The 12,726-nt window shown below is 43.1% G+C and carries 11 protein-coding genes; 3 read left to right on the top strand and 8 right to left on the bottom strand.

Annotated elements, in window-relative coordinates:
* Window positions 1–13: 13 nt before the first annotated feature.
* The 3 genes from AB1K80_RS05565 to AB1K80_RS05575 are packed head-to-tail and all read right to left on the bottom strand — an operon-like array spanning window position 14 to window position 1,625.
* Window positions 14–481, bottom strand: a complete 468-nt coding sequence (locus AB1K80_RS05565) for a DMT family transporter (RefSeq protein ID WP_412855625.1) — start codon at window positions 479–481, stop codon at window positions 14–16.
* Window positions 482–502: 21 nt separating this feature from the next.
* Entirely contained in the window at window positions 503–1,186 is a 684-nt protein-coding gene (locus tag AB1K80_RS05570; RefSeq protein ID WP_412855626.1) for a Crp/Fnr family transcriptional regulator, read from the bottom strand.
* Between the two features lie 13 nt (window positions 1,187–1,199).
* Window positions 1,200–1,625, bottom strand: coding sequence for a DMT family transporter (locus AB1K80_RS05575; protein WP_412855627.1), 426 nt, complete (start codon window positions 1,623–1,625; stop codon window positions 1,200–1,202).
* Between the two features lie 210 nt (window positions 1,626–1,835).
* On the opposite strand from AB1K80_RS05575, the gene AB1K80_RS05580 reads away from it, so the two are divergent.
* On the top strand, window positions 1,836–3,263 hold the full coding sequence (locus tag AB1K80_RS05580) for an aldehyde dehydrogenase family protein (protein ID WP_412855628.1): 1,428 nt from the start codon (window positions 1,836–1,838) through the stop codon (window positions 3,261–3,263).
* Between the two features lie 81 nt (window positions 3,264–3,344).
* Here AB1K80_RS05580 and AB1K80_RS05585 read toward each other — a convergent pair whose 3' ends face one another.
* Window positions 3,345–3,710 (bottom strand): DUF3221 domain-containing protein, encoded by a 366-nt coding sequence (locus tag AB1K80_RS05585; protein WP_412855629.1) that lies wholly within the window; start codon window positions 3,708–3,710, stop codon window positions 3,345–3,347.
* Between the two features lie 222 nt (window positions 3,711–3,932).
* On the opposite strand from AB1K80_RS05585, the gene AB1K80_RS05590 reads away from it, so the two are divergent.
* Both AB1K80_RS05590 and cysI read left to right on the top strand, forming a co-directional pair.
* Complete coding sequence (locus AB1K80_RS05590; protein ID WP_412855631.1) at window positions 3,933–5,747, top strand: assimilatory sulfite reductase (NADPH) flavoprotein subunit; 1,815 nt, start codon at window positions 3,933–3,935, stop codon at window positions 5,745–5,747.
* Between the two features lie 31 nt (window positions 5,748–5,778).
* Window positions 5,779–7,497, top strand: a complete 1,719-nt coding sequence (cysI, locus tag AB1K80_RS05595) for an assimilatory sulfite reductase (NADPH) hemoprotein subunit (protein WP_412855632.1) — start codon at window positions 5,779–5,781, stop codon at window positions 7,495–7,497.
* A 27-nt stretch (window positions 7,498–7,524) separates the two neighbouring features.
* Here cysI and AB1K80_RS05600 read toward each other — a convergent pair whose 3' ends face one another.
* Genes AB1K80_RS05600 through AB1K80_RS05615 form a run of 4 tightly spaced genes read right to left on the bottom strand, consistent with a single transcriptional unit; the run spans window position 7,525 to window position 12,712 of the window.
* The gene (locus tag AB1K80_RS05600; RefSeq protein ID WP_412855633.1) at window positions 7,525–9,456 is read right to left on the bottom strand and encodes an AMP-binding protein; all 1,932 of its coding nucleotides are present in this window, start codon (window positions 9,454–9,456) and stop codon (window positions 7,525–7,527) included.
* 13 nt (window positions 9,457–9,469) lie between these two features.
* Complete coding sequence (locus tag AB1K80_RS05605) at window positions 9,470–10,993, bottom strand: acyl-CoA carboxylase subunit beta (protein WP_412855634.1); 1,524 nt, start codon at window positions 10,991–10,993, stop codon at window positions 9,470–9,472.
* Window positions 10,994–11,011: 18 nt separating this feature from the next.
* Window positions 11,012–11,791 (bottom strand): enoyl-CoA hydratase-related protein, encoded by a 780-nt coding sequence (locus AB1K80_RS05610; RefSeq protein ID WP_412855635.1) that lies wholly within the window; start codon window positions 11,789–11,791, stop codon window positions 11,012–11,014.
* Between the two features lie 15 nt (window positions 11,792–11,806).
* A complete protein-coding gene (locus tag AB1K80_RS05615; RefSeq protein WP_412855636.1) occupies window positions 11,807–12,712 on the bottom strand; it encodes a hydroxymethylglutaryl-CoA lyase in 906 nt (301 codons plus the stop codon).
* Between the last annotated feature and the right edge of the window lie 14 nt (window positions 12,713–12,726).

Here is a 12,726-nt window from a genome sequence, read left to right on the forward strand (position 1 = left end):
AGGGGGGCGATTTCTACTGCTCCCTTTGTTCTTCTGTTATTTCCTCAAATTTGGTCAATTTAAAAATTAAGATCCCTGCCACGATTACAAGAACACCTAATAGTTTGGTCAGTGAAAATTCTACTTTTTCTAATCCGAGCCATCCAAGGGAATCAAATAAAAGCGCGCAGCCTAGTTGTGAGATTAAGACGATGGCAATCCCATATGTTGGGCCCAAATGTTTAATTCCTTGAACGAGACAGATCACGACCCCTACCCCAATCGCCCCGCTTACCCAGTACCAAGCCTGCATATGCCGTAATTGAAACATTCCGGTCCCTTCTAATAGAAGTCCCATCATGAGAGAAGCAATAAAACCCATTCCTAGTACGAGTGTGGTCGTTGACCAAGAGCCCGTATGTTCATTGACCTGTCGATTAAATATGGTTTGTAAGCTAACAAGTGCGCCAGCTGTAATGGCTAATAATAATCCTATGATCATACATTTATCCTTTCGTGTCTTTCATTCATAAATATTGTGTTCTGCTATTTCCAGTAATCGTTTTTTATCGCGAATCGTAATGTTTCCTCTTCGCCGTTCGATCACCCCTTTTTCAGCGAATTGCTGAATGACGCGATTAATATGACGGTAGCTCGTTCCAATTAAATTCGCTATATCTGTCAACCGTAATTGGCTGTTTGAGGTTTCCTCGTCTAATAAAACAGACAATAAATAGCTTGCGAGTCTGACCTCCACAGGGTGTAAAAGATGAAAGCTCAAATCATTTGATTTCGTATAAAATTTGTTGGTAATTCCTTTTAGCAAAAAGGTTAAGACACGTGGGTCCTCTTTTGCATAGCGTGAAAGAGCTTGATGTGAGATGCGAAGCAAATGTACCTCTGTGACCGCTTCGACAGTATTCACCATGTCTGTCTGCTGGATGTATTCTATATCTCCGATCGCCTCGAGCGGGTTTTTAAAACAAAGAATAAAGGTTTTCCCTTCTTTTGTTGTCGTGAAAATTTTCAATTTCCCTTTCACCAACAAGTACATATATTCTCTTTTGTCCCCTTTAGAACAAATGAGCTCCCCTTGCCTATATCGCCATAGTGTCACATGTGATAGCAAGGTACTGTGAAAGACATGCTGTAATTGATGTCTCTCGATATAAGAGGAAAAAAGAGATGCTTGATGAAGCTCCTCCATGTGCTTCCCTCCTTTATAGCTTTAGGATGATCACGCCGGCGATCATCAATAGAATACCTGCATAATGAGGCCATTTCATTTTTTTCTTCTGCACACCGAACCACCCTTTTGCATCGATGGCAAAGGTAGAGGTGAGCTGTGCGATGAGTAGTGCAGAAATGGTGAGCGTTACACCAATCATTTGGATTGCGGTCACTTCATTAAAAATAATAATGGCAGCAAATGCGCCACCCATTAAATAGAGCGGCTTCACCTTTTTCAATTCTCGAATGTGTCCGTCTCTGACGATCAACAAGATCAAAAGAGATAATAAAAATCCTGTCAGCTGTGTGATGGTGGCAGCTTGCCATGTGCCGATGTCTTGGCTAATTCGTGCGTTGGCAACGCCTTGTAGCGTAATACAAGCGCCTCCGATTAAAGCGAAAATAACACCCTTCATTCTTTCAATTGCTCCTTCTTTATTTCGTCTAGTTCCATTAAAAGATAGATGCCCTTCTATTGAAAAGGACATATGTCCCACTTTGCGTATTATATCAGACACCCTTTTTTGACAGTTTCTTCGTTTTAGATTTTTGACAGTGGGTACTGTTTAATATGAGCTAAAAACAGAATATGAATCAAAATGAACCAAAAAAGGAGACATGTCAAAATGAGAAAACGTGAGAAACACTTTATTCATGGACAATGGGTTGCATCAACAGGAAATGACACAACGGAAGTTATCAATCCCGCAACGGAGGAAGTCATTGGTACGATTAGTTTAGGGACAAAAGAAGATTTAGATCAAGCTGTTCAAGCCGCTCGTGCCGCCTTCCCTTCTTTCTCAAAAACGTCTCGAAGCGAGCGCGTGAAGATGCTTGAGAATATTGTGCGCGGGTATGAAAAACGCAAGGATGAACTAGTAGAAGTGATGACAGAAGAGCTTGGTGCACCGTTAAAAGTATCAGAAGAAGTACATTATAAAATGGGCCTTGAACACTTCTCTAAAGCAGCAGAAGCCCTCAAAACGTATACTTTTACTGAAGATCGTGGCGGACATACCATTATAAAGGAAGCAATTGGCGTAAGTGGATTGATCACACCGTGGAATTTCCCAACGAATCAAACGTCACTTAAAATTGCTGGTGCCATTGCAGCTGGTTCACCCGTTGTGTTAAAGCCAGCAGAAATCACACCATTTGCTGCGATGATATTAGCTGAAATCATTGATGAAGCCGGTGTTCCAAAGGGTGCCTTCAATCTCGTGAACGGAACAGGTGAAGTGATTGGGGATGGCATTAGCTCACATCCTGATATTGATTTCGTCTCATTTACAGGATCAGGTGCCGTTGGTTCTAAAATTATGGAAAACGCGGCAGACAACATAAAAAAAGTGGCCCTTGAGCTTGGTGGTAAATCCCCTCTTATTGTGTTAGAAGATGCTGATGTGAATGAAGCAGCAGAAACAGCGATTCATCATATTGCGATGAATACAGGGCAAGTATGTTCTGCAGCAACTCGCGTACTCATTCCTGAATCAATGAAAGAAGCGTTTGAAAAAGCGCTGCTGAATGCCCTTCCGAAGTTTACAGTTGGTGACCCGAGAGAAGATCATGCCACTGGTCCACTCGTGTCAAAAAAACAGTGGGATACGGTCCAGTCTTACATTGAAAAAGGCATTGAAGAAGGTGCTACCTTGCTAGCTGGCGGTACTGGTAAGCCAGAAGGATTGGACAAAGGATATTTCGCTAAGCATACGATTTTCACCAATGTTCAAAATGAGATGGTCATTGCCCAAGAAGAGATTTTTGGACCAGTAATGAGTGTCTTGACTTATCGGGACCTAGATCATGCGCTTGAAATTGCCAATGATACCGTGTATGGATTGGCCGGGTATGTTATTGGTCAAGATGAAAAGACATTAAAATATGTAGCAGAACATATTCGTGCGGGTCAAATCACCATTAACAATGCGGAAACAGATTACTTCGCCCCATTTGGTGGCTTTAAGCAATCAGGTATTGGCAGAGAATGGGGAGATTTCGGTATCGAAGAGTATTTAGAAGTGAAAGCTGTCATGGGGATGCCAACTGCATAATGATGAAAAAAGAAGGAGAAAAACGCGCGCCCGTTTTTCTCCTTTTTTATGTTGGGGATATGTATCATTTCGCGTTCGTCGTCATCTGTTGATCAGTTTGTATTTCTTTACTGTCGTTTTAGGTGGAAGGGATTCTTTTAGTTCATCAAACCAAATGTCTATTTTTTGACCAGGTTTCAATTTCTTTGTGTTCACTTTTGACAGATCCATTACGATAAGATCGGATTGATACTTGTCAATAAGCCTATTCGGTTCTAAGAAATCATCCTCTTTTTTAGGGACTTTATCATGGATAAGCAGGAAGCCAACGTTCTCTTTTTTATATAACAGTATGCCTCTAACTGAAAATGTTGTGTCTTTTATGTCTTGCATAGGTGCTGTATTCGCTTTTTTAAAATGACCGTGAACACACCCTACTAGTAAAAAAGAGATGATGACGATTGACATGTTAAGAATCTTTAATAACGTATAGCTCCCCTTTCATATCATGTGATCCATTCCCTACAAATACGCTCATTCAACTAATAGAGGTATTAAAAATCTTAATCATAACCATCAACATTATATATTTTACTTAATGGCAAACTTTCGGTAAAGTTCAACTTGAACCTATATATATAATTCCTATCGAATTAATCTATGTTTATATTCCTTGTGAGGTGGATATCGTTGCAACTTCATGTATTGAACAGTCCGTTTAGCCAGGAGCAGGCGGATTTACTGAATCAATTGCTCCCGACTTTAACAGATCAACAAAAAATTTGGCTTACTGGTTATTTATCAGCACAGGCAGCTCTTGCCGGTTCAGAAGGCGCTGGTCAAGTCCCTTCTGCTCAAGCTTCGACACAGCCTGTCGTGAACAAAGATGTGACCGTGCTTTATGGCTCACAAACAGGTAATTCCGAAGGTTTAGCAAAAAAGACAGCACAACAACTTGAAGAGAAAGGTTTCAACGTGACACTCTCTTCTATGACAGATTTTAAACCAAATAGTCTGAAAAAAATAAACAATTTACTGCTCATCGTTAGTACACATGGTGAGGGTGATCCACCGGATAATGCGATTTCCTTCCATGAGTATGTCCATAGCAAACGTGCGCCAAAGCTTGATCACCTTAGCTATTCGGTTCTTTCACTTGGTGATAGCTCATACGAATTCTTCTGTCAAACAGGTAAAGAATTTGATGAGCGTTTGAAAGAGCTTGGCGGAAGTCGGCTTTTTGACCGGGTAGACTGTGATCTTGATTTTGATGAGCCGTTCTCGGAATGGCTTCAAGGTGTTACCCAATCTCTTGGAGAAGGTCAAGTTTCCGCATTACCACAAGGGTCTACAGGCGAAAACAGTGCAGGTGCTTCTCCTTATTCAAGAACGAATCCTTTTTATGCAGAAGTGCTTGAAAATATCAATTTAAATGGTCGTGGTTCTAACAAGGAAACACGGCATTTAGAGTTATCTTTAGAAGGGTCAGGACTTGTTTATGAGCCTGGTGACAGCCTCGGGATCTATCCGACAAATGATCCGGCGCTTGTTGATGAACTAATCACGATTTGTGGATGGGATGAAAATGAAGAAGTACCTGTTCTTAAAAACGGAGATACACTTCCTTTAAAAGAAGCACTCACTTCGCATTTTGAGATTACGGTATTAACAAAGCCTCTTCTTCAAAAGATCGCACAATGGACAAAAAGCGAGGCCCTACAGACCCTTTTAGAAGAAGGAAACGAAGACAAGCTAAAAGCGTATATCGCAGGCAGAGACTTATTGGACGCAGCACGCGATTTCGGTCCTTTTGAAGGATCGGCAACAGATTTCACGACGATCTTAAGAAAAATACCCGCTCGTCTTTATTCCATTGCGAGTAGTTTAAAAGCAAATGAAGACGAAGTCCATTTAACAATCGGTGCTGTTAGATACGATGCACACGGGAGAACGCGTCATGGTGTTTGCTCCATTTTATGTGCAGACCGTTTAGAGCCAGGTGACAAATTGCCAGTATATATTCAGCATAACCAAAATTTCAAGCTTCCTCATGATCCTGATGTGCCAATGATTATGGTAGGACCAGGCACAGGTATTGCTCCGTTCCGTTCGTTTATGCAAGAACGTGAGGAAATCGGTGCTAACGGAAAATCATGGTTATTCTTCGGTGACCAGCATTTTGTCACAGACTTCTTATACCAAACAGAATGGCAAAAGTGGTTAAAAGATGGCGTGTTAACAAAAATGGATGTCGCCTTTTCAAGAGATACGGAAGAAAAAGTGTATGTGCAGCACCAAATGAAGAAAAACAGCAAAGAATTATTCGAATGGCTCGAGCAAGGCGCTTATGTGTATATTTGTGGAGATGAAAAGCATATGGCACATGATGTCCACAATACCCTTCTTTCCATCATTCAGGAAGAAGGTGCAATGAGTAAAGAGAAGGCAGAAAGCTACCTTGCCAATTTACAACAGCAAAAGCGCTATCAGCGTGACGTATATTGATTTCATGCTTTAAGAAAGGAGTTTTTACGAGATGGTGAAGACTGTATTAACTGCGCCGGATGGCCCTCCAAGTGACGTAGAGGATATAAAAGAAAGAAGTAATTACTTACGTGGTACCTTAAAAGAAGTCATGCTTGATCCGATTTCAGCGGGCATACCTGATGATGATAACCGGCTCATGAAGCATCATGGCAGCTACTTGCAAGATGATCGTGATCTCAGAAATGAACGACAAAAACAAAAGCTTGAACCCGCCTATCAATTTATGCTACGTGTTCGTCTTCCGGGCGGAGTTGCTACTTCAAAACAATGGTTAGTGATGGATGAGCTTGCACAGAAATACGGCAACGGAACATTAAAGCTGACAACGCGTGAAACCTTTCAGCTCCACGGAATTTTAAAGTGGAATATGAAAAAGACGATTCAAGACATTCATGCGACAATGCTTGATACCATTGCTGCTTGTGGGGATGTGAATCGGAATGTGATGTGTACATCGAATCCGTATCAATCAGAAGTGCACCACGATGTGTACGAGCTTGCGAAAAAGCTAAGTGATGACCTGCTTCCGCAAACAAGAGCGTATCACGAAATCTGGCTTGATGAAGAAAAAGTGGCGGCAACACCAGATGCGGAAGTTGAGCCAATGTATGGACCACTTTATTTGCCAAGAAAATTCAAGATTGGCGTGGCGGTCCCTCCTTCGAATGATATTGATGTATTTTCGCAGGATTTAGGCTTTATTGCGATTTTAGAAAATGACCAATTGGTTGGTTTTAATGTGGCCATTGGTGGCGGAATGGGAATGACTCACGGTGATACTGCGACCTATCCTCAGCTTGCGAAGGTCATCGGTTTTTGTACACCTGATCAAGTCGTGGAGATTGCGAAACAAGTCATTACAATTCAGCGTGACTATGGAAACCGTTCAGTGAGGAAAAATGCCCGATTTAAATATACGGTCGATCGCCTTGGTCTGGACAATGTGAAAGCAGAGCTTGAACGCCGTCTTGGATATGCCCTATTAGATGCCAGAGAGTATCACTTCGATCACAATGGTGACCGCTATGGCTGGGTAAAAGGGATCAATGGCAGATGGCATTATACGATGTTTGTCGAAGGCGGACGTATCACAGACTATGATGATTATCAACTGATGACGGGCATTCGAGAGATTGCAAAGGTTCATACGGGTGACTTCCGCTTAACAGCGAATCAAAATTTGATCATTGGAAATGTCACCTCACATAAAAAGAAACAAATTGAACAGCTCATTCAGGAATTCGGTTTATCTGATGGACAGCAGCACTCTGCTTTGCGCCGGAGTTCCATGGCATGTGTTGCCCTTCCAACATGCGGTCTAGCGATGGCAGAGGCAGAACGCTACCTCCCTCGCCTCATTGATCGAATTGAAGAAATTGTGGAAGAAAACGGATTGAGTGATAAAGAAATCACGATTCGAATGACTGGTTGTCCAAATGGATGTGCGCGTCATGCTTTAGGTGAGATCGGTTTTATTGGGAAATCACCAGGTAAATACAACATGTATCTTGGTGCCGCATTTGATGGCAGCAGATTAAGTAAACTGTATCGAGAAAATGTTGGCGAAGAAGACATTTTACAAGAGCTAGGCACTCTGTTGCCTCGCTATGCAAAAGAACGAGAAGAAAATGAACACTTCGGGGATTTTGTTATTCGAGCAGGCATTATTAAAGCGACAACGGATGGAACGAATTTCCACGTGCAATAAAAAGACAGGAGTCCTTCCTGTCTTTTTTTATTGTTTATGTGTTTTTAAGTACTCGGTGATGCGCTTATACACATTCGGGTTGTCTAGTGAAGAAAGGTCTGGTGAAAGTTGCTGTTCATACGCCCCTTTTAGTAAACGACGAACGATTTTCCCATTTCTTGTTTTCGGTAAAGCTGGAATGAGATGAACTTCTTTTGGCGTGAGCGCTTTTCCGGCATGTGATCCAACATGTGCTGAGAGCTCTTGAATGAGTTTCGTTTCTTCATCAGCATGTAAGCTGGTCACGATGAAGCACACAATCGCCTCCCCTTTCACCTCATCTTTTACCCCAATCACCGCCGCTTCGTGCACAGCAGGATGTCCCACTAGAATGGATTCAATTTCGGCTGGGCCGACCCGTTTGCCTGCTGTATTGATGACATCATCTGATCTGCCCGTGATGTGAAATTCTCCTTTCTCTGTTTGCATGACCCAATCACCATGCGTCCAAACCCCTTCAAATCGTTTGAAATAAGTGTCTTCAAATCGCTCTGGCTCATTCCAAAAACCACATGTCATCCCTACCCACGGTTTTTTCACGACAAGCTCCCCTACTTCATTTATGACCGAAAGTCCCGTTTCATCGTATACATCAGCTGCCATTCCTAAGATGGCGGCATTAAAGAGAATGGGCTTGATTGGTCGAAGCAAAGTGCTTCCTACGATTCCACCAGATATTTCAGTTCCACCTGAGTAATTTAAAATGGGAATGCTCTTTTGCCCGATTGTGTCAAAGAGCCACCGCCACGGCGTTTCATTCCACGGTTCACCGGTAGATATGATGGCTTTGACATGTGACAGCTTCACGTCAGACATGTTTTGCTGCATCGCGGAGCGAACAAAGGTTGGTGAAAGACCAAAATGAGTGACGTTTTGCTGATGGATAAATGACCAAATATGCTGTTCATTTGGGTAATCGGGTGCGCCATCATAAAGGACAATGGCTGCGCCGTTGATCAGCCCGCCAAAGACAAGAAAAGGTCCCATCATCCATCCCATGTCTGTCAGCCAAAATAATCGGTCTCCTTTTTTGACATCCATACATAGTCCCGCATCAAAGGCGGCTTTTAAAGGGAAACCTGCATGTGTATGAACAGCGCCTTTTGGCGTGCCTGTGGTTCCAGATGTATACAAAATCATCAAAGGCTCGTCATTTGTCATATAGGCTGTTTCCGTAATTGGTTCTTCTTTTAGCAACTCGTTTAGCTTGATATCATGCACATGACCAGTTTCAGAAGAAGTATGGACGATCACTGTTTCTACCGTATTTGTCTTCTCGATCGCATCAGCGACACATTCTCTCATGTTGATCAACTTACCTCGCCTTGTGACTTCGTGCCCTGTCACAATAATGGTGGCGCCAGAAGCCCGAATGCGAACAGCAAGTGGTTCACTTCCATAACCAGAGAAGACGGGACTAAAAATCACGCCAATTTTTGCAAAGGCAAGCATGACCGCAACTGTTTCAGGGAGCATCGGCATGTAAATGATCGCGACATCTCCTTTTTGAAGCCCCTTTTTCAAAAACCCAGCAGCTAAGCGATGGACGTTTTCTTGTAGCTTCTGAAAGGACCATGTCTCTTTTTTACCAGATTCATTGCCCCATATAATCGCTGGCTGAAGGGTTGTTTTTTCGTCATCCGCCCATTTGTTGATGGCTGTGTCAATGATGTTTAATTTCCCGCCTTTATACCATGATGGCCACATGAATGATGATGGATCTAAGACCGATTCATACGGTACTTTCCACTTGATCCCAACCGCCTTTTCGGCTTCTTTCCAAAACCATTCTGTATGGTTGATGCTGGCTTGATAAAACGCATCATAGGAGGCAAAGCCGAGAGAGTGCATCCATTGATAAAGTCGTGTCTCTTTGATCAATTCCTCATCCGGTATCCACGCAGGTGTCGAATTCTTCATGAGGGTGCCCCCTTTATACCGGATAGACCGGATGTTTTCGTCTCGTAAATGTCATTTCTTTTGATGTATAGGCTTGTAATCTATGACATAATTCTTCTCTTAAACGATCAAACGGAATGATTCCATCGACGATCATTTCGGATGCAAGCGCGTAAATGTTCATGTCTTCTTGGTATTCCTTGCGTTTGGCTTGAATGAATGCGGCTCTCTCTTCAACTGGGAGTTCGGCAATTTTATTTGCATAGACGGCATTCACAGCAGCTTCTGGTCCCATGACCGCAATCTGTGCAGATGGCAATGCAAGGCAGCAATCGGGTTCAAAAGCCGGTCCTGCCATCGCGTATAATCCTGCACCATACGCTTTCCGCACGATGATGGATATTTTAGGAACTGTCGCCTCTGACATCGCGGAAATCATTTTTGCTCCATGTCGAATAATGCCAGCCTGTTCCACTTTCGTTCCGATCATGAATCCCGGAATGTCCGCAAGAAATAGAAGTGGGATATGGAAGGCGTCACATAGCTGAATAAATTTTGCCGCCTTGTCAGCAGAGTCGTGAAATAAGACGCCACCTTTTACCTTTGGTTGGTTGGCGATGATGCCAACAGCCTGACCGTTAAAGCGACTCAAGCCTGTGATGAGCTCCGGGGCAAAAAGCTTTTTGATTTCAAAAAAGGATCCTTCGTCTATGAGTAAATCAATCAGTTGATACATATCAAATGGGGTGTTTTGGCCTTTTGGAATCAAGTCTTGGATGGAGATGTCAGATGGTTCAGGTGCTTTTGCGGCAGTGGCTTTTGGTTTTTCTGTATAGTTGGCAGGCATGTAGGTGAGATAATCTCTTGCCAATTGTATGGCCTCTTCTTCTGTTTTCGCTAATACATCTCCGCACCCTGAAATGCTGCAATGCATGTTAGCGCCACCCATTTCTTCCAGTGTCACTTTTTCGCCAATGACCATTTCTGCCATTCGTGGAGAGCCTAAATACATGGAGGCATTCCCCTCTACCATGATGACGATGTCACAGAATGCGGGGATGTAAGCCCCGCCTGCTGCTGATGGACCGAATAGTAAGCAAATTTGCGGAATTCGCCCAGATAGCTTGACTTGGTTATAAAAAATACGGCCCGCTCCTCTTCTTCCTGGGAACATCGCCAATTGATCTGTAATTCTAGCCCCAGCTGAATCGACCAAATACAGCATCGGGCAGTTGAGTTTCTCGGCGGTTTCTTGGATTCTAATGATTTTCTCCACCGTTTTGACGCCCCATGAGCCTGCTTTCACGGTAGAGTCATTCGCCATGACACATACGGTTTGTCCGTTCATACGACCTGTTCCTGTGACGACACCATCTGCTGGTAAACTTTCATCAGAACACTCTGCAAATAGAGCGTCTTCAATGAAGGAGTCGTCATCTAGTAACAAGTGAAGACGATCACGGACAAATAATTTCCCTTTTTCTTTGTTTTTTTGATGATATCGTTCCGCTCCACCTGTTAAAATCTGTTGTTTTTTTACCTCATATTCCTCGATCATGATCAATCCCCTCTTTTCTTATTTCCCTTTATATTGAGGTGTTCGTTTTTCTTGAAAAGCCCGAAGTCCCTCCATGCGATCTTCTGTATGAAGCAGTCGTAAATAGGCTTCGTATTCTTTCTCAATGCCTGTTTGTAAATCGGAATCAAGACTTGATTGAATCGCTCGTTTTGCTTCTTTTAAGGCAATGGGTCCATTTTGGGTGATGTGTGTTGCAAGGGTGACGGCATCATGCATAAGTGAATCCGGTGTTGATATGTGTTCGACCAAGCCTATTTGCAAAGCTTTTTCAGCTCGAATGGAAGCGCCTGTGTAGATGAGTTTCTTTGCTTGACCGATCCCGATCAGGCGCGGAAGTCTTTGAGTACCACCAGCTCCTGGAATAATGGCTAGTCCTGCTTCTGGCAGACCGAGTGTTGCTTCGGTGCTTGCGATGCGAACATCACAAGCTAACGCAAGCTCAAGACCACCACCAAGAGCGTGCCCATTGATGACTGCAATGACTGGAATCGCTACTTCTTCGATTGCTGAAAAGGTTTGTTGAATGGTGAGGACAGCGCGTTTTACTTCTTTCTCTGACATATGTCGCCTCTCTTTTAAATCGGCTCCTGCACAAAAGACACGGGATCCTGCGCCTGTGATCAGCAGGCAGCGGATTCGTGTGTCGTGCTGTATGTGCTGAATCGTTTCATTGATTTCCGTTAGCATTGCGGCGGATAAGGCATTGGCAGCTTTCGGTCTATTTAAGGTCAACACGCCAATCGCTTCTTTGATTGAAAATTGAACTAGTTGTTCCACGGTATTCATCCTTTATCAAGTAGTTTGAGAGTGAAAAGCACGTAGACAGTGACTAGGCAGTGTCCGTTCTACTTTTGCTTCAATCCATTCTGCCGCTTTTATCATTGCAGGTAGATCGACACTTGTTTCAATGCCTAATTTTTGCAACATATGCACCACGTCTTCTGTCGCGACATTTCCGCTAGATCCAGGGGCATATGGACAGCCGCCTAGCCCTCCACAAGAAGAATCAAATTTTGTTATCCCTGCCTTTAATGCTGTATAAATATTGGCAAGTGCCATTCCTTTTGTATCGTGAAAATGAAGGGCTACTTTATCGGCAGGGAATCGTTCAAGTAATATGTCTAGTCTTCTTTCTACTTGTAGCGGGTGGGCTTCTCCAATCGTATCTCCGAGGGATATTTCATCGATGCCATAGGATAGCAGTTTTTCGGTTAGACGAAGCACCTGATCCATGGATACTTGGTTTTCATACGGACATCCAAATACAGTTGAAATATACGCGCGTGTGTTTCGTCCTTCTGCTTTAAGGTCTGCTGTCATTTGTTTGATGGAGAGAAGCGTTTCATGTATGGATTGATTTATGTTCTTTTGATTATGTGTTTCACTCGAAGAGATAAACATGGCGCCTTCATCTAAATTCGCTTCAAAGAAATGGGCCAATCCTATTTGATTAGGAATGAGGGCTGCATAGGTCACATCGTTTTTCTTATTCAGTGATTGGGCTAATGCTTTGGCATCTTTTAAGGCTGGAACCCATTTTGGATGGACAAATGAGGTAACTTCAATGTAAGGAAGATGAGCTGCTGAGAGCAGATCAATCCAAGTCAACTTTTCGTTTGTTTCCAGCCAAGTTGATTCGTTTTGGAGCCCGTCTCTTGGCCCTACCTCCCTGATATGCACAGATGTAGGTAATGTCATTTGACCTTCCCCTC

It is taken from the genome of Bacillus sp. 179-C3.3 HS (assembly GCF_047229225.1).
GTDB lineage: Bacteria > Bacillota > Bacilli > Bacillales > Bacillaceae > Bacillus.

Bases quoted from the DNA above. Each gene is read 5' to 3' on its own strand.
- AB1K80_RS05575 (WP_412855627.1), bottom strand. From the start codon at position 1,625: ATGAAGGGTGTTATTTTCGCTTTAATCGGAGGCGCTTGTATTACGCTA.
- AB1K80_RS05570 (WP_412855626.1), bottom strand. From the start codon at position 1,186: ATGGAGGAGCTTCATCAAGCATCTCTTTTTTCCTCTTATATCGAGAGA.
- AB1K80_RS05605 (WP_412855634.1), bottom strand. From the start codon at position 10,993: ATGATCGAGGAATATGAGGTAAAAAAACAACAGATTTTAACAGGTGGA.
- AB1K80_RS05580 (WP_412855628.1), top strand. From the start codon at position 1,836: ATGAGAAAACGTGAGAAACACTTTATTCATGGACAATGGGTTGCATCA.
- AB1K80_RS05600 (WP_412855633.1), bottom strand. From the start codon at position 9,456: ATGAAGAATTCGACACCTGCGTGGATACCGGATGAGGAATTGATCAAA.
- AB1K80_RS05585 (WP_412855629.1), bottom strand. From the start codon at position 3,710: ATGTCAATCGTCATCATCTCTTTTTTACTAGTAGGGTGTGTTCACGGT.
- AB1K80_RS05615 (WP_412855636.1), bottom strand. From the start codon at position 12,712: ATGACATTACCTACATCTGTGCATATCAGGGAGGTAGGGCCAAGAGAC.
- AB1K80_RS05565 (WP_412855625.1), bottom strand. From the start codon at position 481: ATGATCATAGGATTATTATTAGCCATTACAGCTGGCGCACTTGTTAGC.
- cysI (WP_412855632.1), top strand. From the start codon at position 5,779: ATGGTGAAGACTGTATTAACTGCGCCGGATGGCCCTCCAAGTGACGTA.